The sequence below is a fragment of the Clostridium sp. BSD9I1 genome (assembly GCF_900185645.1).
Taxonomy (GTDB): Bacteria; Bacillota; Clostridia; order Clostridiales; family Clostridiaceae; genus Clostridium_AK.
The window spans coordinates 186,636-210,411 of record NZ_FYAM01000006.1 but is presented as its reverse complement, the minus strand read 5'-3'; the positions used below and the strand labels follow the sequence as shown (position 1 = coordinate 210,411).

The 23,776-nt window shown below is 31.5% G+C and carries 16 protein-coding genes and 1 other annotated feature; of the genes, 3 read left to right on the top strand and 13 right to left on the bottom strand.

From position 1 onward, the window contains the following. Window positions 1–107: 107 nt before the first annotated feature. Together BSD9I1_RS03865 and pepT are read right to left on the bottom strand one after the other, a co-directional pair. A complete protein-coding gene (locus BSD9I1_RS03865; RefSeq protein WP_186429215.1) occupies window positions 108–1,106 on the bottom strand; it encodes a sensor histidine kinase KdpD in 999 nt (332 codons plus the stop codon). Window positions 1,107–1,299: 193 nt separating this feature from the next. Then, on the bottom strand, window positions 1,300–2,526 hold the full coding sequence (gene pepT / locus BSD9I1_RS03860; RefSeq protein ID WP_186429214.1) for a peptidase T: 1,227 nt from the start codon (window positions 2,524–2,526) through the stop codon (window positions 1,300–1,302). 177 nt (window positions 2,527–2,703) lie between these two features. Here pepT and BSD9I1_RS03855 point away from each other — a divergent pair, with 177 nt between their 5' ends. Then, window positions 2,704–3,594, top strand: coding sequence for a patatin-like phospholipase family protein (locus BSD9I1_RS03855; RefSeq protein WP_186429213.1), 891 nt, complete (start codon window positions 2,704–2,706; stop codon window positions 3,592–3,594). 63 nt (window positions 3,595–3,657) lie between these two features. Here the strand turns inward: BSD9I1_RS03855 and BSD9I1_RS03850 are convergent, their stop codons facing one another. Together BSD9I1_RS03850 and addA are read right to left on the bottom strand one after the other, a co-directional pair. Then, on the bottom strand, window positions 3,658–4,605 hold the full coding sequence (locus tag BSD9I1_RS03850) for an L-lactate dehydrogenase (protein ID WP_186429212.1): 948 nt from the start codon (window positions 4,603–4,605) through the stop codon (window positions 3,658–3,660). 80 nt (window positions 4,606–4,685) lie between these two features. Continuing rightward, a complete protein-coding gene (addA, locus tag BSD9I1_RS03845; protein ID WP_186429211.1) occupies window positions 4,686–8,456 on the bottom strand; it encodes a helicase-exonuclease AddAB subunit AddA in 3,771 nt (1,256 codons plus the stop codon). Window positions 8,457–8,721: 265 nt separating this feature from the next. On the opposite strand from addA, the gene polC reads away from it, so the two are divergent. Further along, window positions 8,722–13,071: a DNA polymerase III subunit alpha gene (gene polC, locus BSD9I1_RS03840; protein ID WP_186429210.1), complete on the top strand. Its 4,350-nt coding sequence runs from the start codon at window positions 8,722–8,724 to the stop codon at window positions 13,069–13,071. Window positions 13,072–13,193: 122 nt separating this feature from the next. On the opposite strand, the gene BSD9I1_RS03835 is transcribed toward polC, so the two are convergent. Beyond that, window positions 13,194–14,369: a M20 family metallopeptidase gene (locus tag BSD9I1_RS03835; protein WP_186429209.1), complete on the bottom strand. Its 1,176-nt coding sequence runs from the start codon at window positions 14,367–14,369 to the stop codon at window positions 13,194–13,196. 135 nt (window positions 14,370–14,504) lie between these two features. Next, window positions 14,505–14,742: a binding site (T-box leader), on the bottom strand. Between the two features lie 474 nt (window positions 14,743–15,216). Between BSD9I1_RS03835 and BSD9I1_RS03830 the strand changes: the two genes are divergently transcribed. Beyond that, complete coding sequence (locus BSD9I1_RS03830; RefSeq protein WP_186429208.1) at window positions 15,217–15,468, top strand: hypothetical protein; 252 nt, start codon at window positions 15,217–15,219, stop codon at window positions 15,466–15,468. A 68-nt stretch (window positions 15,469–15,536) separates the two neighbouring features. Here the strand turns inward: BSD9I1_RS03830 and mnmA are convergent, their stop codons facing one another. The 8 genes from mnmA to BSD9I1_RS03790 form a co-directional block, all read right to left on the bottom strand. Beyond that, on the bottom strand, window positions 15,537–16,607 hold the full coding sequence (gene mnmA / locus BSD9I1_RS03825) for a tRNA 2-thiouridine(34) synthase MnmA (protein WP_186429207.1): 1,071 nt from the start codon (window positions 16,605–16,607) through the stop codon (window positions 15,537–15,539). A gap of 76 nt (window positions 16,608–16,683) precedes the next feature. Further along, the gene (gene nifS / locus BSD9I1_RS03820) at window positions 16,684–17,826 is read right to left on the bottom strand and encodes a cysteine desulfurase NifS (RefSeq protein WP_186429206.1); all 1,143 of its coding nucleotides are present in this window, start codon (window positions 17,824–17,826) and stop codon (window positions 16,684–16,686) included. A 194-nt stretch (window positions 17,827–18,020) separates the two neighbouring features. Then, entirely contained in the window at window positions 18,021–18,950 is a 930-nt protein-coding gene (cysK, locus tag BSD9I1_RS03815) for a cysteine synthase A (protein WP_186429205.1), read from the bottom strand. A 183-nt stretch (window positions 18,951–19,133) separates the two neighbouring features. Next, entirely contained in the window at window positions 19,134–19,571 is a 438-nt protein-coding gene (locus tag BSD9I1_RS03810; RefSeq protein WP_035309795.1) for an Rrf2 family transcriptional regulator, read from the bottom strand. A 50-nt stretch (window positions 19,572–19,621) separates the two neighbouring features. Then, window positions 19,622–21,088, bottom strand: coding sequence for a PLP-dependent aminotransferase family protein (locus BSD9I1_RS03805; protein ID WP_186429204.1), 1,467 nt, complete (start codon window positions 21,086–21,088; stop codon window positions 19,622–19,624). Between the two features lie 38 nt (window positions 21,089–21,126). Then, a complete protein-coding gene (locus tag BSD9I1_RS03800) occupies window positions 21,127–22,029 on the bottom strand; it encodes a D-alanine--D-alanine ligase (RefSeq protein WP_186429203.1) in 903 nt (300 codons plus the stop codon). A gap of 213 nt (window positions 22,030–22,242) precedes the next feature. Further along, on the bottom strand, window positions 22,243–22,386 hold the full coding sequence (locus tag BSD9I1_RS03795) for a hypothetical protein (RefSeq protein ID WP_186429202.1): 144 nt from the start codon (window positions 22,384–22,386) through the stop codon (window positions 22,243–22,245). Between the two features lie 139 nt (window positions 22,387–22,525). Next, complete coding sequence (locus BSD9I1_RS03790) at window positions 22,526–23,656, bottom strand: NAD(P)/FAD-dependent oxidoreductase (RefSeq protein ID WP_186429201.1); 1,131 nt, start codon at window positions 23,654–23,656, stop codon at window positions 22,526–22,528. Between the last annotated feature and the right edge of the window lie 120 nt (window positions 23,657–23,776).

The following is a 23,776-nucleotide window of genomic DNA, read 5'->3' as shown; positions in this document are numbered from 1 at the left end:
TTTTGCAAGATATTTCGTATTACAGTTCATTACAAAACATTTTGTAAATATTAAAAACATCCAAAAATATTGTCAAATAAGAAAGAACAGGGGTTACCTGTTCTTTCTTATTTGACATTTCCACTCAGTAAATCTGAAAGTTCGAGCCCTGATAATTCATTTTTTTCATAATTTGCCCACTGTGGCTCCACTTCTTTATCAGTTTCTCTATTAATTTCATTATGAGTTTCATTAACATTTTCTATAGGAAAGGTTATTAAAAATTCGCATCCTTTTCCTAGTTCACTTTTTAATTTAATATTTCCATTATGAAGTTCTACCATTGATTTCACTAAGTAAAGCCCTAAACCGCTGCCTTTATCTTTACTATCTCTTGCCGCTCCTTCTATTTGCTTAAATCTATCAAATATTATTTTTTGTTTATCCTTTGCGATACCTATCCCCGTATCTTTAACACTAATTTCAACTTTATCTTTTCTTTGATAAATATTTACATATATTTTTCCATCCTTAGGAGTAAACTTAGCTGCATTAGACAATAAATTAAGCATTACCCTCTCTATCTTTTCAGGGTCACAATTCATATACATTTCCTCTACTTCAGTATCGAAAATGCACTCTATATTTCTACTTTCGACATATTCTATCATGGACAATACACTTTCTTCCACTACAGATACTATATTACAATTTTTAAGCTGTAATTCATAAAAACCCGAATTCATCTTCGTCATATCTATTAAGTTATTTATAAGTTTTAAGAGTCTTAATGAATTTTGCTTAATTACATCTATCTTTTTATGTAAACTTACGCCTTCTTCTTTTATCATTCCCTTTTGTATGTAAAGTTCTATGAGTTGTACACTACTAAGCATTACATTTAAAGGAGTTCTAAGTTCATGTGATACATTTGTAAAAAACTCCGTTGTAATCTCATCCTGTACTCTAACTTCATCTAAAAGCTGTTGAGTTTTTATAAGCATTTCTTCAGCTTTTTTTCTTTTATATATGTTAATTATAAGCATAATTATTGCAAAAATAAAAATTATAAACATTAAAACCGTATAAATATCCTGCTTGGCAAGCCAACCTTCTAAAGTTTCCATGATTTCAACTCCCTTTTGCTTTCATAGTTTAATATTAACATTGTTTTTTTACTTTTTCAACAAATTACAACATATTTTTTCAAAATAATTGTTATTTTTTACACTTAATACAAATAATATAAAAAAAGAAAAACATTAACCCTTCTATGATTAATGTTTTTCTAAAAATATAATTTTATTAAAATATTATATTTTAGAGTTTAGTTGTTTTTTCTACTACTTTAAGTATTACTTCTACTGCCTTTTCCATAGATTCTACAGGTATAAATTCATATTTTCCATGAAAGTTATGTCCGCCTGTAAAAAAGTTTGGCGTAGGTAATCCCATAAAGGATAATCTAGCCCCATCAGTTCCTCCTCTTATAGGAGTTACCTTTGGAATTACTCCTGCCTCTATCATAGCTTCATAAGCAATGTCCACTATATATTTATAAGGCTCAACTTTTTCCTTCATATTATAATACTGATCCCTTACTTTTAAAGATACTAATTCTTTTCCATACTTTTCATTTATTTTATTTGCTATTTGTTGTATTACATTTTTTCTATTTTCAAAACTTTCCTTATCAAAATCCCTTATTATATAGCTAAGTTCAGTACACTCTACCTCTCCTTTTATAGAAGTTAAGTGATAAAATCCTTCATATCCTTCTGTGTTTTCTGGAACTTCATTTTCAGGAAGACCTCTCATAAATTCTGAAGCTATAAGGGCAGAATTTATCATGGCATTTTTAGCAGTGCCTGGATGAACATTTCTTCCTTGTATAGTTACCTTTGCTGAAGCAGCGTTAAAGTTTTCATATTCTAACTCCCCTATAGCTCCTCCATCCACAGTGTACGCAAAATGTGCATTGAATTTTTCCACATCAAAATGATTTGCACCCTCTCCAATTTCCTCATCTGGAGTAAAAGCCACTTTTATAGTACCATGTGGAATTTGAGGATTATCTATTAAATATCTCATAGCAGTAACTATTTCCGCAATTCCCGCCTTATCATCTGCTCCTAAAAGCGTTGTTCCATCAGTTGTAATTAATGTTTTGCCTATATAGTTTTTAAGATCTGGAAATTCACTTGGCATTAGTACTATATTGTTTTCCTTGTTTAAAACTATATCTCCCCCATCATAGTTTTCTACAAACTTAGGGTTTACATTTTTTCCACTCATATCTGGACTTGTATCCATGTGAGCTATAAATCCTACTACTGGAACCTCTTTATCTATATTTGAAGGAATTTCAGCCATTACATAAAATTTTTCATCCACTGTTACATTTGTAAATCCTAAATTTTCAAGCTCTTTGCCAAGTTCCTTTGCAAAAACCTTTTGGCCTTCTGAACTTGGAGTAACTCCTGATTCTTCATCTGATTTTGTATCAAACTTTACATATTTTAAAAATCTTTCTACTACTTCTTGCATTTATATTCACGCTCCTAATTTATAATTTCTAGTTATCATAAACCTATTTTACCAATTTGCCCAAATAAAATCAAAGAATCCTAAAATAAATTTGTAGATTAATAATTTATAATTGAAACTTAATAATTTAATAAGCATATAAATATATTGATAGCATTTTTAAGAGGAAGTGATGAAATGAAGTTTAACGGTGTTTTTGAAGGAGGAGGGCTTCGAGCTATTGCCTTTGTGGGTGCACTGTCATGTTTAGAAAAACATGGACATATATGGGAAAATGCTGCAGGTACCTCTGCAGGTTCTTTAATAGCCTCTTTAGTTTGCTCAGGTTATACTTCTAAAGAATTAAAAGATTTACTTATAAATGTAAACTTTCTTAAATTTATAGATAGTGACACGCTTATAAAAAAAACTATGGTGACTAAAGCTATAAGTTTTTTTAAAGACAAGGGTATATATTCAGGAGATTATTTAGAAGAATGGATTGATAAATTACTTAAAGAAAAAGGAATAACTACATTTGGGGATTTAAAAAGTAAAAATGGATGCATTTTAAAAATAATAGCTTCCGATATAACTAAAAAAAAGATGATGATTTTACCTGATGATTTGCCTGAATACGGCATAGATCCAGACAGCTTTCCTATTGCTAAAGCTGTTAGAATGAGCTGTAGCATACCTTTTTATTTTAAACCTGTTGAACTGAACCATAAAGATGGAGTAAGTTTCATAGTAGATGGCTCACTTTGTTGTAATTACCCAATAACTATATTCGATAATATGAATACTTCCATTTCCACATTAGGATTTAAATTCAAAATATCTAAGGTAAGTTATACCGCTCTAGGTAAAACCGATCCTCTTTCTCTTTTATTTGATATGGCTGACACCATCAGAAGTCAAAACATAGAAGATGACTGGGTAAAGGAGGAAAATATTAAACGTTCCATTTTAATTCCTATAGAGGATGTAGACTCTAAAGAATTTGATATTACCAAAGAAAAAAGCCTAAACCTTTATCGGTCAGGCTATAGAAGTGCTCAAGAATTTCTCGAAACGAGAAATTTTTAGGGACTAGGGACTGGTTACTAGCTTACTGGTAACTCAGCCCTAGCACCTATCACCTTTGCTATACTAAAATTTTATTTCACTAAGACTTTCCTTTAATACTCCTGAAGATTCTTTTAAGTTTCTTTTTTCTTCTTCATTTAAGTTTACTTCAAGTATTCTTTTCGCACCAGTATCCCCTACTACTGTAGGTACTCCCATATACACATCTTCAATACCATATTCCCCCTTTAATAAGGTAGATACTGTAAGTATTGAGTTTTCATCTCTAAGTATTGCTTCCACTATTCTTACAACGGCTAATGCTACTGCATAAGAAGTATATCCTTTTCTATCTAGTATTTCATATGCTGCATTTCTTACTTGATCAAGAATACCCATTTTAAAGTTTCCATCACAATTTTTGCATATGCACTTGCAATAGTTATCTACATCTATCCCTGCTATGTTAGTCAAACTCCAAGCAGCTATTTCAGAATCACCATGTTCTCCTAATATATAAGAATGGACATTTCTTACATCTACATTGAAATGCTTACTTAAGAGATATCTAAATCTTGAACTGTCAAGTACAGTGCCTGAACCAATTACTCTTTCAGGTGGAAATCCTGAAAGCTTATAAGTTACATATGTTAATATATCCACAGGATTTGAAACCACAAGTAATATTGAGTTAGGACTATATTTTACTATTTCAGGTACCATTGATTTAAATATTTTATAATTCTTATCTATCAAATCAAGTCTTGTTTCTCCTGGCTTTGGTCCTGCTCCTGCAGTTATAATTACAATATCTGAGTCCTTTGTATCCTTATAATCTCCTGCAAGTATATCCACAGGTTTTACAAAGGGAATTCCGTGAGCTAAGTCCATAACTTCCCCTACGGCTTTTTCTTTATTTATATCAACAATTACTATTTCTGAAGCTAATCCTTCCATCATCAATGCATATGCAGTGGTAGAACCCACAAAACCTGCACCTATTATAGAAACTTTTATAGTATTTTTCTTCATAATATTCACCTCTAGTTTGTATTTTGTTTCTAACTTAGGTATATTATAACACGCTAATAATTATTATCCAGTAACATTTGTTACAATTTATAATTTTCTTCCTTATGAAATGAATAAATATAAACTTCTTTAACTTTCTTTTCTGTTATTTTTTCCAAAGCTCTTTTATAATATTTTAACTGGAGGGAATATTTTTTCTTAAATTCTTCTACTTCTTCTACATAATCTGTCTTATAATCCAAAAGTACTAATTCTTCTTCTTCCTCAAAGAATGCATCTATCACTCCTTGTATAAGTATCTTTTCATCCTTATATATATTAGAAGGAAGTTCTTTATAAAGCTCACCACTTGGTATTTCTATATAAAAAGGAAGTTCTCTTTTTACTTTAGCAGACTTCTTCATTCTCTGTCCTAAATCGCTTTTTAAAAATTTAAGTATTTTATAAATATTTATAGACTCTGCCTGATCCTCGGTTAAAAACTCATCTATTACCATTAAATTTATTTGCCTTTTTATATCTTCTATACCTTCAGTATTAGCTATATCTAAATGTTGCATTACAAGGTGCATAAAAGTTCCTTTTTCCGCTGCTGTAAATTTTTTTATCTTTTCTAGGAACAGTGGCTTTTTAAGTATAACTGATTTAAACATATCCTGAGAATTTTCCTCATCTAAAGGTGAAAATCTTCTTTTAATTTCTGATACTGAAAATTTTGCAGGTATAATAGAAGCCTCTTTATAAGGATACAAAAACTGAAGTCTTCGTTCTATTTCAGCTTTGAACTTGCTTATTTCTTCAGTTCCTGAAAAAACTTCAAGTTCTTTTAATATGTCTCTTTCTTCCCTTTCTATTATTTCCTCTTTAAAATCTTCCTTACTCCATAAATTTATTTTCCAATGAGAATTATCCATAGACCAATGACTTGAAGAAATATCAAGTCCTATTCTTTCTAATAAACACCTGCAATCACTATGACGAGTTAATGGTGGCACTATCCAATCCAAATAACTTTTACCCTCCATTACTGCATAAGTAGGTATCTTTTCTCCCTCTTCTTGAGCTTTATCGCACCATTTTTCAAGAGTTTTATCTAAATCCTTAACCATTCCAGTGATGATTAATTTCTCCTTAGCCCTTGTAAATGCAACATATAAAATCCTTAGTTCTTCAGAAAGTGTTTCTAAATTAATTTTCTTTTTTATAACTTCTTTCATTATAGTATCATAGGATACTCTTTTTTCTAAATCCACATATTCTGGTCCAAATCCAAGCTTATGATGAAAAAGTACACTTTTTTTAGTATCTTGAAGATTAAATTGCTTACCAGAGCCCGCAAGTATTACCACAGGAAATTCCAATCCCTTACTCTTATGAATACTCATAATTCTTACTACATCTTCATTTTCTCCAATTATCTTTGCACTTCCCATATCTCCACTGCTGTAGCGAAGTTTATTCATGAAATTTATAAAATTAAATAATCCTCTGTAACTTGTGCTTTCATATTGCTTTGCTCTTTCAAATAATACTCTTAAATTTGCTTGTCTTTGAATTCCTCCAGGCATTGCTCCTACATAACCATAGTAACCAGTTTCTGTGTATAAGGACCATATAAATTGATCTAGAGGATAATTTACAACTCTATCTCTCCATTTTTCAAGTTTTTTATGGAAATATTCTATTTTTTTAATAAAGTCTTTGTTTAAAGCCCTAATGTTATCTTTTTCCTCTATTGCTTCTATATCATCCATGCTAACTATGTTGTTTATTATTTCATAAAAACTTAATTCCTTATTTATAAGCCTTACGTCTATTATCTCCTCTGCTGAAAAAGAAAATATAGGACTTCTCAAAACCGCTAATAAAGGAATATCTTGCCTTGGATTATCTATAACTTGAAGAAGAGCAAGTATTGTTTTTACCTCTGCTGTTTCAAAATATCCTGAGGTGGAATCCGCAAACACTGGTATACCTGTATTATTCATTTCTTCTGTAAATGTCGGAGCATAGCTTTTAGTAGCTCTCATAAGTATTACTATATCTCTATATTGAAGTCTTCTATAAATATTTATATTTTTATCCCATACCATATACGGATTTTCACTTGAGCTCATAAGATTTTTTATTATTTTGCATACCATATTTGCTTCAAGCTTAATATTATCTGGAGCATCCTCTTCTGTTTCTTCTTCTACATCTTCTCCTTCTAGTGTACTTTGATTTTTAAGAGAGTTTTTTTCCATAAGGTGAAGTTCTACAGCTCCTGCGTAATTTATGCCTTCCTCAGGCTCTGGATAATATGCTCCTGGATTTAAAGCTTCCTCATCAGTATAGTCAAGTTCTCCTAGATTTTTAGACATTATTTGCTTAAATATAAAATTTACCCCGTGTATAACATTTTCTCTACTTCTAAAATTTTTAAATAACTTTATCTTTCTATTTTCTCCTTGGCCTTCTTCATAGGTATTATACTTTTCTAAAAAAAGCTCTGGTTTTGCTTGCCTAAAACGGTAGATACTTTGTTTTACATCGCCTACCATAAATAAATTTGGCACAGTCAATTTAGAATCTTGTAGCTCTATATTAGGCTGGCGTGATACTGAATTTAATATAACCTCTTGAACCAAGTTACTATCTTGATATTCATCAACTAGTACTTCTTCAAATTTCCTTCTATACTCAACAGCTATAGATGAAGGAATAATCTCATCTTTTTCTGTAAATTGTGTAAGTATATAAAGACAAAAATGTTCTATATCATTGAAATCTATTATATTTTTTTCTCTCTTTTTTTCAGCATACCTCATACTAAAGTTTATTACTAAATCCTTCAAAACCTTCATTCTTGGGTATAAACCTTGAAGTTGACTTTTTATATCCTCATGTCCCTGGAAATAACTCTCCCTTATGCCTTTTAGCTTGTCTTTTACATCATTTCTTACTTTAACAGCCTTTTCTTTTATTTCTTTTAAATATTCATCTAGCTTTTTACGAGGCAGCACTGAATGTGAATATAAAAATATCTTTTCGGCCATACTTCCAAAACTTTCTTCCATTATAAGATCTTCTACAAAATTTAAATCTTCGTTAATAATTTCTTTATAAGGATTTAAGAGTTCATCTTCTTCTAGCATATTTACTGCCTTTTTTAGTCTGTTTTTAAATCCCTCAAGCTCTATTTTTATATTTTCTACTAAGATCTCTGCCCAAGTAGTGTTTTCAAAATTGAAATCTTCTTTTACATTAAAAACTTCAATTGCCTCTTCAAGCCAGCTTTCAGGCCAAGGCATACTTTGAGAAAAATGATAAATGTTTTCTACCATTTCCATAACCTTTTTATCGTCTCTTCCCCCATAAGATTCCACAAGACTTAAAAATTCAGAACTTACCTTATCTTCTTCATAACTTTCATCAAATATTTCATCTAAGGCTTCCTGTTTTAATAAAATTGTTTCCGTTTCATCTGCAACTCTAAAGGACGGGTCTACATCTAAAATATGAAAGTTATTTCTTATTACATTTAAACAAAAGGAATGTATTGTAGTTATATTAGCCTTACTTAAAAGCGTTAACTGTCTTTGAAGCACCTTGGAATCTGGATTCTTATCCAGTTCCCTTGTAATGGCCTCCCCTATTCTTTCCTTCATTTCAGCCGCTGCTGCATTTGTGAATGTAACAACTAATAATTTATCTATATCCATAGGATTTTCTTCATCCGTTATTTTCTTTATTATTCTTTCCACCAGTACCGCAGTTTTACCAGAACCCGCTGCTGCTGCAACTAAAAGATTACAACCCTTGGTGTATATAGCACTTTCTTGTTCCTTGGTCCACTTAGTTTCCCCCACCTTATACCCTCCTCTTTTGTAGCTAATGCTTAATACTTAATATTTAGCACTTTATTAGATTTTACTATGTTTATATTTTAACACAAAATAAGATATATATAACTTTGTACATTATTTACATTTAAAACTAGTAGAAAACCAATGTTAAAATTGCTATCATATATATGAATATCGCTATACTTTTTTTCACTACATGACAAATCATAAGTCTATCCTATATAATAGTAACATACTAAAAATTTGTGGGAGAAGGTTAGGAATTAACATGAGAAGAATAAATGAAATTTTTAGTGATTATGAATCAGGGGGTAACATAAATACTGCACTTGTAGAAGCAGTAGTCTTAAAGAAAAATACCAAAACCCTAGAGATCAAAATCAGCTCAGATAAATATATTGAGATAAGAGAATTTGAATTCCTAAATAAGTTTATAAGAGAAAGATTTGAATTAAAAGATTCTAAAATCACTGTAACATATGTTGATGGAACAGAAAAAAAACCCATAAAAGATGAATTAGAAAGCATCGTACTTTCACTCGCAGATAAATACCCTGCATTAAAGGCAGTGATAAATAATAGTGAATATGAAGTGGATAATGATACAATAAATTTTAATTTTAAACTTGCAGTATCAGACTTTTTAAAATCCATGGATTATGATAAAAGACTCCATAATGCCATTAAAAACCTATATGGTACAGCATATAAAATAAATTTTATTGATAAAGTAAGCAGCGAAGATTTAATAAGGATGCAAGAGGATATACGTGAAAAGGAAATGCTGTTTATTCAAAAGCAAGTTGAGGCAACTTTAAGTAATGTTGTCCCTAACTCACCTAATGAAGTTTCAGAAAAAAGACAGGAAATAAAAGCCGAAACTGATGTAAAAAAAGGTGATCCTTTCTTGATATTAGGCAGAAGCTCTAAAATTAAGGATACTATAATAAAAATTACTGATATTACACCAGATGAGGGAAAGATAGCTATACAAGGGGAAATATCCAATATAGAGGCAAAGGAATTAAAAAGCGGAAAAACATTAATTTCTTTTGACTTGTATGATGGCTCAAGTTCTATGACTTGTAAATCCTTTATTAAGCCTGGTGAAGACGGTGAGGTATTATCTAAACTTAAAAAGGCTAAGAGAGTTAGGCTTTGTGGAAATGCAGGCTATAGTAAGTTTTCTGGAGAAGTTGAGCTTATTGCCAATACTATAATAGAAATAGAAGGCATGAGAAAAGTTAAGAGACAGGACAGATCTCAGGTAAAGAGAGTAGAGCTGCATATGCATACACAAATGAGTCAGATGGATGCCATGACCAGTGCCACTGATTTGATTAAAAGAGCAATGAGCTGGGGCATGAAATCTATTGCTATAACGGATCATGGAGTGGTTCAATCCTTTCCCGAGGCCCATAAGCTTTTAGGTAGAGATAATCCTGATATGAAGGTCATATATGGAGTAGAGGCCTATTTAGCACCGGATAAAAAACCTTCTGTAACAAACCTTAAGGGACAGAGTATTGATACCACCTATTGTGTGCTGGATTTGGAAACCACGGGCTTTTCACCAGTAACAGAAAAAATTACTGAGATAGGAATTATGAAACTTAAAGATGGAAAGGTAATAGAGGAATTTAGCTGCTTTGTGAATCCCGAAAAACCTATTCCTGCAAGAGTTATTGAGGTTACTAATATAACCAATGATATGGTAAAAGATGCAGATACCATAGAAAATGTATTTCCTAAAATGTTACAGTTTATACAGGGAAGCGTTTTGGTTGCCCATAATGCTGAATTCGATGTAGGCTTCTTAAAGCATAACGCTAAGGTCTTAGGGTATGACTTCGATTTTACATACTTAGATACCTTATCATTAGCAAAAGAGCTCTTTCCTGATTTTAAAACCTATAAATTAGGGAGAATTGCTAAGAATCTTGGCATAAAGGTTGAGGTTGCTCATAGAGCCTTAGATGACGTGGCTACCACAGTTAAGGTCTTTAATATAATGCTTGAAAAGCTAAAGAAGAGAGGCGCAGAAACTCTTCAGGATATAGATATATATGGCTCCGATGAAGAATCTAAAAGGGAAGAATATAAAAAACTTAAGACCTATCATGCAATAATACTGGCAAAGGATTATGTAGGATTAAAGAATTTATATAAGCTGGTATCCTATTCCCATTTAGATTATTTTTATAAGAAACCTCGTATATTAAGAAGTCTTTATAAAAAATACTCTGAAGGTTTAATACTTGGTAGTGCCTGCAGTGAAGGAGAGCTTTACCAGGCAATTTTACTTGGAAAATCAGATGAGGAAATTAAAACTATTGCAGAGGAATATGATTATTTAGAAATTCAACCCCTAAAAAATAATGATTATTTAGTAAGGACAGAGCAGGTACCTAATAGAGAATATCTAAAGGAAGTCAATAGAAAAATTGTTGCTCTTGGTGAAAAATTAAATAAACCTGTAGTGGCAACAGGAGATGTTCACTTTATAGACCCTGAGGATGAGATATACAGGCGTATATTAGAAGCAGGACAGGGATTTAAGGATGCAGACAATCAGGCTCCTTTATATTTAAAAACCACTGAGGAAATGCTTGAAGAGTTTTCCTATTTAGGAAGTAAAAAAGCCTATGAGGTGGTAGTTACAAACACCAATATGATATCTGATATGTGTGAACAGATTAGTCCTATTTCGTCACAAAAGGCTACACCACACATAGATGGATGTGAGCAGACCATTAAAGATATTACCTATGGTAAGGCTCATGAACTTTATGGAGACCCTCTTCCTGAAATTATTCAACAAAGGCTTGATAGAGAGCTGGATTCCATTATAAAAAATGGATTCTCCGTAATGTATATAATTGCTCAAAAGCTTGTATGGAAGTCTAATGAAGATGGGTATTTGGTAGGCTCTAGAGGCTCCGTTGGTTCCTCTGTTGTGGCATATATGACTGGTATAACTGAGGTAAATGCCCTGCCGCCTCATTACAGATGCCCTAGCTGTAAGCATTCAGATTTTGCTGACTATGGCTATAAAATCGGTTTTGACTTACCAGATAAAGTTTGCCCTGTTTGCGGAGAAGCTTTGGTTAAGGATGGCATAGATATCCCTTTTGAAACATTCTTAGGTTTCAATGGAGATAAGGAACCGGATATAGACTTAAACTTTTCAGGAGAGTACCAGGGAAAGGCGCACAGATATACAGAGGTTATCTTTGGGAAAGGCACAACCTTTAAAGCAGGAACTATAGGTACCATAGCAGAAAAAACAGCTTTTGGATATGTAAAAAAGTACTTCGATGAAAAAGGTATCACAGTAAATAAGGCAGAAATTCTCAGAATCTCAAGAGGCTGTACAGGTATAAAGAGAACCTCTGGACAGCATCCTGGGGGTATAATAGTTGTTCCCAAGGGAAGAGAAATATTTGAGTTTTGCCCAGTACAGCATCCTGCAGATGATTCCAGCTCAGATATTATTACAACACATTTTGATTATCACTCCATTGACCAGAATTTATTGAAGCTTGATATACTAGGGCATGATGATCCAACAGTTATAAGAATGCTTCAGGATATTACAGGAGTAGATCCTAAGACGATACCTATGGATGATAAGGAGACCATGTCTATATTTTCATCTACACAAGCTCTGGGAGTAACTCCCCAGCAAATAAATTCTAAGGTAGGAACCTTTGGAGTTCCTGAGTTTGGCACCAAATTCGTAAGGGGAATGCTTCTAGATACAATGCCAAAAACCTTTATGGACTTAATATGTATATCAGGACTTTCCCATGGTACCGATGTGTGGCTGGGAAATGCTAAGGATTTAATTGATTCAAAAATAGTTACCAGCATAAGTGAGGCTGTATGTACTAGAGATGATATAATGGTTTATCTAATCAAAAAAGGTTTGCCACCTAATACTGCCTTTAAAATAATGGAGCTAGTTCGTAAAGGAAAGGCATTAAAAGACCCTGAAAAATGGGCTGAGTATGAAGCAATGATGAGAGAACATGATGTGCCGGAATGGTATATAGATTCCTGCAGGAAAATAAAATATATGTTCCCTAAGGCCCATGCTGCAGCTTATGTTATGATGGCCTTCAGAATAGCTTGGTTTAAAGTGCATATACCTAAGGCCTATTATGCAGCATACTTTAGCATTAGAGCAAAGGCCTTCGATGCAGAATTTATGATATTTGGAAAAGAGAAAGTTAAAGAAAAGATGAAGGAAATTGATATGATGGGTAATCAAGCAGCTCCTAAGGATAAGGATATGTATGATGACTTAGAAATAGTTTTAGAAATGTACGAAAGAAATATTAAATTCCTTCCTATTGATTTATATAAATCCCATGCCTCTAGATTTCTAGTTGAAGAGGATGGCTTAAGACCTCCTATAAACAGTATATCGGGTATGGGAACGGTAGCTGCAGAAGGAATATATAATGCGCTCCAAGAAGAACAACCTATTAGCTCTGTAGAAGATCTAAAGAAACGTGCTAAGATTGGAAATTCTGCTATAGATTCACTTAGAAAATTTGGCTGTTTAATAGGTCTTCCAGAAAGTGATCAACTGAGCTTTTTTGATGTAATTTAGCCAGTAAAAATTACTACCAATACGAACTAAAAGTTATAAAGATTTATCTATAGACACTTTTACAATCTTTATTTATAGAAAAACACCTAAAGAATATTTTTTATTCTTTAGGTGTTTTGTTATTACTCATTTTTATTCAAGAAATCTATTGCCACTTGTGCATAACTTGCAGCTCCAAGTGGAAGTGCGTCTTCATCTACATTGAAGAAGTTTGAATGATGGGAATACTTACATCCTTTTTCTTCATTTCTTCCCCCTAAGAACATAAATGCTCCTGGTACTCTTTGTGCGTATTCTGAGAAGTCTTCTGATCCCATTGCCTTATCTATTGCAATTATGTTTTCCTGACCTACTACTTTTGCTACAGATTCTCGAGCAAGCTTTGTAGACTTTTCTTCATTTATAGTGGGACTGCACATAAATTCATACTTATACTCATACTCACAACCATGAGCTTCACAAGTATTTTTAACCATTTTTTCAATCCATTCAGGAAGCATTTTTCTAGAGTGTTCAGTAAATGCTCTATTCATTCCTTGTATTGTTGCTTTTCCAGGTACTACGTTAAATCTTTCTCCAGCATGAAAGGTTCCTACATTTATAACTATAGGTTGTCTTGCATCATTTACTTTTGTTGCAATAGTATGTAGTCCTTGAACTACTGCTGTTGCACAAGTTAAAGCGTCAACCCCTTGCCATGGTGAAGAACCATGTGCTGACTTTCCTGTTATAGTTAAATCAAAACAATCTGCTGATGCCATTACAGGTCCTGGCTGAAGTGCTACTTGTCCTGTAGGTACATCTGACCAAATATGCATTCCAAATATCATATCTACTTTAGGATTTTCTAGTACTCCACCTTCTATCATAGCCTTTGCCCCACCCGCTACTTCTTCTGCAGGCTGAAATATAAATTTTACTGTTCCTTGTAGTTCTTCTTTCATTCCTGATAAAATTTTTGCTGCTCCAAGTAATGTTGCAGCATGGCAGTCATGTCCACAAGCATGCATTAATCCAGGTGTTTCTGAGCTAAATGAAAGCCCAGTTTGCTCATTTACAGATAATGCATCTATGTCAGCACGTAAAGCTACAACCTTTCCTTCTTTTCCTCCTTTTAATAGCCCTATAACGCCTGTTTTTGTTACCCTTAAAGTTTCTATTTCCATTTTCTTTAATTCTTCTTCAATTTTATCTGTAGTTCTAAATTCCTCAAAGGATGCCTCTGGATGCCTGTGAAAATCCCTTCTTAAATCTACCATCCATTCATAATTTCCTTTTGCAAAATCTAAAGTTTTCATATCTAACCCCCCCGTATATTTAGTACCAGCTGCTAGTAATCAGTAACTAGTAACCAGCTTGTGATTATTGATTTTGATAATTATTTGGTAATACTTATATTAGTATATAAAAAGCCCCTATATATCCTTTAGATATATAGAGGCGTATATTAACGCTGTACCACTCTACTTCACCACAAACTAAATCTATTTATGGCCTTTGAAAGTTTGTATAAAACTCTTACATTATAACGGATGTTACCGTAAAAACTTACTTAGGTTTCAGTTTTTATGTTCAGGGTTGAGTATTACCTATATCATTAGCACCAATTCTCAGCAACCATTGGATCTCTGTAACTAAATTTATATAGCTTTTTCCCATCATAACTATTTGAAATTATTTACTTTTAACCCACATGTTGTTTGGAGTTATTGTTATTTATCTTATCATCTATAAAAAGAGGTGTCAACGGTATTTGGGTAAAAAGTTCCAATGTTTTACAATTACTTTTCTATGAATAATTACTTGCAAAACAAGCACCTTCTTTGAAAACGACTACTGAAATATATTAATTCACTTATACTCAACACTATAAAATTATAAGAACTTATGGTATGATTTTCTATCACTTATTTTATCAACATTTACATTATTGCTTCATAATTTTAATAACATGCAACATAAAATTCTTATATTTTATTCTACTATAATGCCTTATTTTATATTATTTTTGATTTATTTAGAAAAATATTATAGTTTAGTATATATTTTTCCTAAATTTGGATAAGATAATATTTGTATGCTATTGTATGTATAATGAAAAATCATAAACTAAATCTAAATTTACAAGGAAGGAGTTTTCCACTTATGAAAAAAACTATCATAATGGCTGTTACCGTCGACGGAAGAGATGAACATGCCCCAAGGGTACAACAAATTTTAACTGAGCATGGCTGTATAATTAAAACACGAATAGGATTGCATGAAACTGAAGAGGATTCTTGTTCTCCAAAGGGACTTATACTTCTTCAAATATTTGCTGAAAAATCTGATGTAGAAGCGCTAGAAAATGAGTTAACCTCCGTTGAAGGAGTTCATGTAAACAAAATGGATATTTAAAAAAAGCTTGCATCATTGCAAGCTTTTTTATTTTAAATTAATTATTAATCATTTAAATCAAACATTAGTTATTCAATAACTCCTCCACCAAGAACCATGTCTCCATCATAAAACACTACAGATTGACCTTTAGTTATAGCTCTTTGATTTTCCTTAAAAGTAACCTTTATTTTATGTCCACCATCAATTGGCTCTATTAATGCCTTTTGAGGTTGTGCAGAGTATCTAATTTTAGCTTCAACTTCCATTGGAGCTTCTAAAATATCCATGGAAATTAAATTTATATCCTTTGCTACAAGTACTCTTGTAAATATATCTTCTTCGTCTCCTAAAACTACTTCATTAGTTTGAGGCTTTATATCTGTAACATACATAGGTTTACCTAGAGCTATTCCAAGTCCCTTCCTTTGACCTATTGTATAATACACTATTCCCTTATGCTTTCCAAGTATTTTACCACTCTTATCGACAAAATTTCCTTCTTTAACTTTTCCAGGATAGTTTCTATTTATGTATCCGCCATGATCATTATCATATACAAAGCATATCTCTTCACTATCCTTTTTATTATGTACTCTAAGACCTATCTTTTTAGCTATTTCCCTTATTTGATCCTTTGTATATTCTCCACAAGGCATAAGGGTTCTGCTTAATTGAAATTGGGTAAGATTATAAAGTGCATAAGTTTGATCCTTTCTTGAGTCATCAGACTTTCTAAGGGTATATCTATAGCCATTTTGACCTATTATTGCATAATGACCTGTAGCTACATAATCTATTCCCATTGCCATTGCTTTTTTTAGAAACAAGTCAAATTTTATGTGTTTATTACATGCTATACATGGGTTTGGAGTTCGACCTACAAGATATTCATCCACAAAATAATCTATTACCTTTTCTTTAAAATCCTCTTTAAAATTCATTACATGAAAAGGAATATCTAGTGCTTGTGCAACTCTTCTAGCATCTGCTACAGCACTTAGTGAGCAGCATCCTCCCTCTCTTTCCTCGAATTCCTCATCATCCTGCCATATTTGCATTGTGACCCCAATTACATCATACCCCTGCTCTTTTAAAAGATAAGCTGCAACAGAGCTATCCACTCCTCCGCTCATACCGAGTAAAACTTTCTTCTTCAACTTAATTAATACCTCCTATTAAATTTAATCCTAACACCTAATAGTTCCCTGCATTTTATGAGTTCGATATTACTAACTAACAACCTCTTAACTTTTGTACACAATCCCTAACCACATTAATAACCTTGTCTACATGTTCCTTCGTAGTTTTATATCCCAAACTAAACCTTATAGTTTCCTTGGCTTCTTTATTTGAAAGCCCTATAGCTTTAAGTACATGCGAAGGCTCTACAGCCCCAGCTTGGCATGCACTACCTGAGGATACAAAAATCCCTTCCCTATCCATCATCATAAGCATTAATTCTGCTTGAGCATCATTAAATGTTATATTTACACTTCCAGGAAGTCTTTTCTCACCTTTAGCACCATTTAGCTTAGTCCCAGGTATTTGTAAAAGTTCATTTATAAGTATATCTCTTAAATAAGTTAATCTTTCTCTATGCTCATTTAGATTATTTAAAGCAATTTCCGAAGCCTTTCCAAATCCAACAATAGAAGCTAAATTTTCTGTGCCTCCTCGTTTTCCTTTTTCCTGCTCTCCTCCATGAATTAAATTATCTATTTTAGTACCTTTTCTTATATATAATGCACCAATTCCCTTTGGACCATATATTTTATGAGAAGCAAAGCTTAATAAATCTATATTCATATTCTCTACATCTAAATGTATATTTCCCACTGCCTGCACTGCATCTGTGTGGAAAACTACATTTCTTTCCTTACAAACCTTTCCTATTTCACTTATAGGCTCTATAGTTCCTATTTCATTATTTGCAATCATTATTGAAACTAAAATAGTATCTTTTCTTATGCTACTTTTTAATTCTTGTAGATTTACCATTCCATATTCATCTACAGTAAGATAAGTTATTTCAAAACCAAACTTTTTTAAATACTCACAGGCATTTAAGACTGCATGATGTTCAATAGAAGAAGTGATTATATGGCGTCCCTTATTCATATTGGCAAAGGCCACTCCTTTTATTGCCCAGTTGTCACTTTCAGTTCCTCCTGAAGTAAAATATATTTCACTACTCTTAGCATTTATTAAATTTGCTAACGCTTCTCTGCTTTCATCTATAATCATTTTTGCCCTATTGGAAAGAGAATATGCAGAAGAAGGATTTGCAAAGTATTCTTTTATGTAAGGTTCCATTGCTTCTACTACTTCTGGCTTTATATAAGTTGTAGCGCTATAATCCATATATATTTTATCCAAATTATTCACCTCCGTACAACAATATAGTATAACACAAAGCACTAAGTTCTAGTATAAGGAATTATTAAATTTTACACCTTTTTTGTGAACTATCCAAAATTAATAACCAGTAAAAAAGTAACCAATACCCAGCTATGGATGTTTTGCAAAGCAAAACCACATTTTACTGGCTACTGGTTACTAACTACTGGTTACTAATCAAATATTCCCATGGATAAATATCTTGCTCCTGTATCAGGAAGAAGTACAACTATATTTTTATCTTTGTTTTCTTCTCTTTCCGCTATTATCTTTGCTGCATATAGTGCCGCTCCAGAAGATATTCCAACAAGCATTCCTTCTAAATAAGATGCTTCTTTTGTAGTTTTAAGTGCATCTTCATTTGTAACTCTTACTATTTCATCAATTACTTCTGCGTTTAATATACTTGGAATAAATCCTGCACCTATCCCCTGAATTTTATGAGGGCCTGGTTTTTCTCCTGAAAGTACTGCTGAAGCTTCTGGTTCCACTGCTACTATTTTAACATTTGGATTTTTTTCTTTTAGGTATTCGGAAACTCCAGTTATAGTTCCGCCAGTTCCTACCCCTGCTATAAATATATCTACCTGGCCTTCAGTATCTTCCCATATTTCTTTTGCTGTAGTTAGTTTATGAATTTTAGGATTTGCTTTATTCTCAAACTGCTGAGGTATAAAAGAATTATTATTTTCAGCTGCTATTTCTTCTGCTTTTTTAATTGCACCCTTCATACCTTCTGCTCCAGGTGTTAATACAAGCTCTGCTCCATAAGCCTTTAGTAAATTTCTTCTTTCAACACTCATTGTATCAGGCATAGTTAGTATTAATTTATATCCTTTTACTGTAGCTGCAAAAGCAAGCCCTACACCAGTATTTCCGCTAGTTGGTTCTATAATTATAGAGTCCTTATTTAAAAGTCCTTGTTTTTCAGCTTCTTCAAGCATTGCAAATGCAATTCTATCCTTTACACTTCCTGCCGGGTTAAAATATTCCACCTTTGCAATTATATTCCCCTTTAAATTGTATTTTTCCTTAAATTTATCAACTCTTACAAGTGGTGTATTTCCTATTAATTCTGTTAAATTATTATATACCTTTTTCATATAACATCTCTCCTCTATTATACATATTTGTTTACTATGCTTTTATTTAAAATTTTAGTTGGGATATATTTTTGCAGAAATCTTAATTTTCCTATAAACCGCGCATCCCAACTGAATAATATTTATTTTATAAATTATCTATAACCAAAATAGAAATTAAACTTTATAAATAATCTTTAATTTCTATATATAATACATGGTTACTTCATTATTATATTTCTTATAATCTTCTACAAGTTGTTCTAAAGTTATAGAATCTACAACTTTATTTATATTTTCTCTTAAATTACCCCAAACTCTATCTTCTATACATCTTTCTATCTTAGAGTTTTTTTCTTCTTCAGGAACATCTACTTGAAAAAGTTCCCCTTCTAACGCCCTTAATATTTCTCCTACCGTAATCTCTTTAGGTTCCTTTACTAAAGTATATCCTCCTTGAGAGCCTTTTCTTCCCTTTACCAATTCTCTTTTTCTTAAGAGAGAAAAAATTTGTTCTAAATACCCTTCAGATATGTGCTGTCTTTCCGATATACTTTTTAGCGTAACCACATCATTAAATGAATTTGTAGCTAAATCTAGTATTGCTTTTAACCCATATATTCCTTTTGTAGATATCTTCACTTCAACAACTCCTACTAAACAAATAAGTTTTATATGTTATATTAATTATATTAATTTCCACTTAATTTGTCAACATTATTTTTAAGTTTTTTTACCTCTTCTCCAATTATTTTTATGCCTTTTTCTATCTCGTCAAATGAAACCCTGGAGAAGCTGAGTCGTAATTCATTATATCCTCCTTTGTTTACATAAAACATATCTGCTGGAGTAAATATTACGCCTCTATTAAAGCAGTTTTTCAAAAGTTCTCTTGAACTTATACCTTTGAGCTTTATATATACATATAAGCCTCCATCCCCTAATATATATTCATGAGGGATGTATTTCTCAATAAGTTCTTTTGTAAAATTATATTTTGATTTATATATACTTCTAGCCTTTTTTAAATACTTTTCAAAGCTTCCATTCTTCATATATTGATACAAAAGTGCTTGATCTAGAAACGAAGTGTGTATATTTCTGCTTCTTTTAACACTTTGAAGGATATCTATAAGTCTTTTATCTCCAAATATCCATCCAATTCTGAGACCTGGAAAAAGTATTTTTGATAGACTTCCTATATAAATTACTCCGTTTCCCTCGCCACCTATACTAGCTATAGGTGCAATGTGAGATCCTGAATGCTGTAATTCTTCATTAAATCCATCCTCAATTATAGGAACATTATATTCCCTAAGTATATTATATACATTTTCTCTTTTTTTATAAGACATGACCATACCTGTAGGATTATGATATGATGGGATGAAAAAAGCAAACTTAAACTTATGTGTATTAAGTTCTTCTTTAAGCTTATTTTCGTCAATTCCTTCTTTGTTTATAGCTATTCCATGAATATCGATTCCTTGAAGTTTCATTATTTTTATAGCTGTATTATGGGTAGGATCTTCACAAAGTATACGGTCTCCCTTATTAGTTAGGGTACTTAAGACTATATCAAATCCCTCAGTAAAGCCATTAGTTATAAGTATATCCCTATCTCTTGTACTAACTCCCTTTTTATTCATATAATCCATAAGATAGTTTATTAAAGGCTTGTATCCCTGAGCATATCCGTAATTTAAAAGTTTTTCTCCCTCTAAGGACATTCTATCTAAAAAGGCCTTTTTAAATTCTTCTATGTCAAACAAACTTTCATCTGGAGCAATACTTTTAAAAGATATCATACCTTTTTTAAAAATAGCCTCATTTTTCATAATATCTAACTTCTCTGCCTTTTTAGCAAAAGAATTTACAGCTTCTTCCCAGTTTACATTCCAATCTTTAGTCTTTATGTTTTTTATTTCACTTACAAAACTTCCCTTACCTTTTATAGTATATATGTATCCTTCAGCCTCTAAAATTTCATATGCTCTTACCACTGTATTTCTACTTATATTTAGGTTTTCGCTTATTTCTCTTGTAGAAGGAAGTTTACTAGAGGATGAAAGCATTCCATCCTCTAACATATTTTTTATATAATTATAAAGCTGTTCATATATAGGCTCTTTTTTATTAAAATTTATATTTCTAAACATATTAGCTCCTTATATACCAACTTAATTATATGAATCTGCTAAAATTGTTTTCCTGATAACTCTATTATTTTATCCAAAAGGCTTTTAAAACTTATACCTGCTGCCTTAGCACTTTTAGGAAATAAGCTATTTTTAGTCATACCGGATAGAGTGTTTACCTCAAGTACATATATTTCTTCGCCTTTTATCATTATATCGATACGTGCATATACTCTTAAGTTTAAACCTTTCCAGCATTTTTTACAAATTTCTTTAACTTTCTTATCAATATGCTCAGGTAAATTTACTACAATTTCTTCTGCACCCTCGTCCTCATATTTCGATTTGTAATCGAAAAACTCATCTCTCTTAGGCTTTATAGATAATATAGGTAAGATTTCTCCATCAAGCATACAACAAGTTATCTCTTCGCCCTTTATATATTCTTCAATCATTACTTCTCTATCATGCTTTAGAGCTTCTTTTACAGCTTCCTTTAAGTTTTCTTTATTTTTAACTATAAATATTCCTATACTTGATCCACCACTGTTTGGTTTAACCACTATGGGATATTTCATTTCATCTACTTTCTCATAATTTATATCATCTTCATGTTTTACCATAATCCACTTAGGTGTAGGTATATTTTCTCCTAAAAATATTTTTTTACATATATTTTTATCCATGCACAATGCACTTCCTAGAACTCCACATCCTGAATATGGTACTTTAAGACTTTCAAGAATTGCTTGAATTTTACCATCCTCTCCAAACTTCCCATGGAGAGCAATAAATGCAAACTCTAAAGATTTTGCTCTGTCTATAAGTTCGTATTCTGTATTTATAGGTACAGGAAGCACCTCATACTTTTCTTTATCAAGATTTTCTATTATTTCATTTCCTGTGAGTATTGATATTTCTCTTTCATCAGAAACTCCACCCATTATAACGCCTACATGCATAATTTTTCTCCTCCGAAGAATTAATAACACCATTTGGTAATTATTATCTATATATTTAAACATCCTTACTTATATTATATATAATTTAATTTTTATAGAAAGCTCCACTTAATAGGTATTTTTTATTATTAGTGGTACTACGATAATAAGAAAGAGGATGAAACTTAAAATGTCCTTGAAATAGGTTCAATTTAGTTCCATCCTCTTTTTTATCTAGTTCTTGTTTCTTGTTCCCTGCTGTGCAGCATACTTGCTAGCATTCCCATTTTGCATATATCCATTATTTGCATTTCTGCTGTCATTACTATTATCTATCATACTCTGATTTTGTGCTTTAATATTTTTGCTTTTTCCCATTTAAATCACTCTCCCTTCACTAAAATTTTCCCCAGGGTAAGAGTAATTTATTCTATAATAAAAATTACTTAATTTCTAAAATACTAATAAACTTCTATTTTTATATCATATTGCGAAAACATGTTATTAAGAAAATGTCTTATTGTATTTTTTGTTCTTTAAATTCTTTGTATTCATTCCAAAGCTTCATAACAGGAGTCGATAACTTGAGTAAATCAATACTGCTATTATTAGTTTCACATAATTTATCAACTAATTTACTTATAACTTTTCTATCTAAATTTTTAATATGAAAATCTATTTGATCATTTGTTAAGTTTTCTAAAAATTTTCTTAATACAAGGGAGTTGTTATAGTTTTCAAATAAAGGTTTAGTAAGTTCTTGATAAGATCCTATTTTGCAAATATCATATGCTGAATATACTCCTGTTAAAATTGATGGGAATTGTCCAAATCCGAGCCCTGGAGAAATGGTACCAAAACAGTTCCCAACGAAATATGTATTATCAATTTTAGGCTTATTGCATATACCCATCATATATCTTGTAATTTCAAACTTATCAGTTACTTTAAAATTTTGGCCAAAACTTTTGCTCACTAAATTGTAGAATTTATCCCACATATCATTTATATTTAATTTTATATTCTCAGGATAATCAGGATAAGCAATAGATAAGTTTGCTTCATTTTTAGAGTATGGTATTATCCATCCATATCCCTTAGGTATTATATCGTAGTTAATCCATACATGAGGATTACTTGTTATAAATTCTCCTTCAATAGTTGCTCCTCTTATAGTACAAGTAAGGTCACATCTGTAATTGCCTAAGTGAGATGCATATTCTCCATCTCCGGTAGCTAATACTACATAATCGAAATTTTTACATAGTTCTTCATATTCGTAGCTTGAGTTAAAATTAATATTGCATTTTACCTGCTTTGCCAATTGATTTTCATAAGAATTTTCATGTCTGCCTCTTATATTTGTATATCCAATTTTATCTTTAATATTTCCAATCTCATTTTTAGAGTGTATTGACATCTTATTAATTTCATCTATAGGTTTTAAATTTATCTTATAGTTCTCTGATATGTAAGATAAACTATCTTTAATGGGTCTATTTAAAATACTAAACATTGATTCTGCATTAACAAATCTGTCTCCTACTTTACTTCTTTTTTCAAAAATAGTTGGCATAATTCCGTGCTTCTCTAATGTTATAGCACAGGAAAGTCCCGCCATTCCAGCTCCCATAATAGCTACTTTCATTCAATCACCTCCTATATGATATAATGTATATCTTAACAATTTTTTTATGCATTGCTTAGAATTAAAATAGCAATTTATTATTAAACTTATATTATATATTCTAATAAAAATAGGATGCCT

Bases quoted from the DNA above. Each gene is read 5' to 3' on its own strand.
- BSD9I1_RS03800 (WP_186429203.1), bottom strand. From the start codon at position 22,029: ATGCATGTAGGCGTTATAATGGGTGGAGTTTCTGATGAAAGAGAAATA.
- BSD9I1_RS03855 (WP_186429213.1), top strand. From the start codon at position 2,704: ATGAAGTTTAACGGTGTTTTTGAAGGAGGAGGGCTTCGAGCTATTGCC.
- polC (WP_186429210.1), top strand. From the start codon at position 8,722: ATGAGAAGAATAAATGAAATTTTTAGTGATTATGAATCAGGGGGTAAC.
- BSD9I1_RS03805 (WP_186429204.1), bottom strand. From the start codon at position 21,088: ATGTTTAGAAATATAAATTTTAATAAAAAAGAGCCTATATATGAACAG.
- BSD9I1_RS03790 (WP_186429201.1), bottom strand. From the start codon at position 23,656: ATGAAAGTAGCTATTATGGGAGCTGGAATGGCGGGACTTTCCTGTGCT.
- cysK (WP_186429205.1), bottom strand. From the start codon at position 18,950: ATGAAAAAGGTATATAATAATTTAACAGAATTAATAGGAAATACACCA.
- BSD9I1_RS03865 (WP_186429215.1), bottom strand. From the start codon at position 1,106: ATGGAAACTTTAGAAGGTTGGCTTGCCAAGCAGGATATTTATACGGTT.
- pepT (WP_186429214.1), bottom strand. From the start codon at position 2,526: ATGCAAGAAGTAGTAGAAAGATTTTTAAAATATGTAAAGTTTGATACA.
- BSD9I1_RS03795 (WP_186429202.1), bottom strand. From the start codon at position 22,386: ATGGGAAAAAGCAAAAATATTAAAGCACAAAATCAGAGTATGATAGAT.
- BSD9I1_RS03835 (WP_186429209.1), bottom strand. From the start codon at position 14,369: ATGAAAACTTTAGATTTTGCAAAAGGAAATTATGAATGGATGGTAGAT.
- BSD9I1_RS03830 (WP_186429208.1), top strand. From the start codon at position 15,217: ATGAAAAAAACTATCATAATGGCTGTTACCGTCGACGGAAGAGATGAA.
- BSD9I1_RS03850 (WP_186429212.1), bottom strand. From the start codon at position 4,605: ATGAAGAAAAATACTATAAAAGTTTCTATAATAGGTGCAGGTTTTGTG.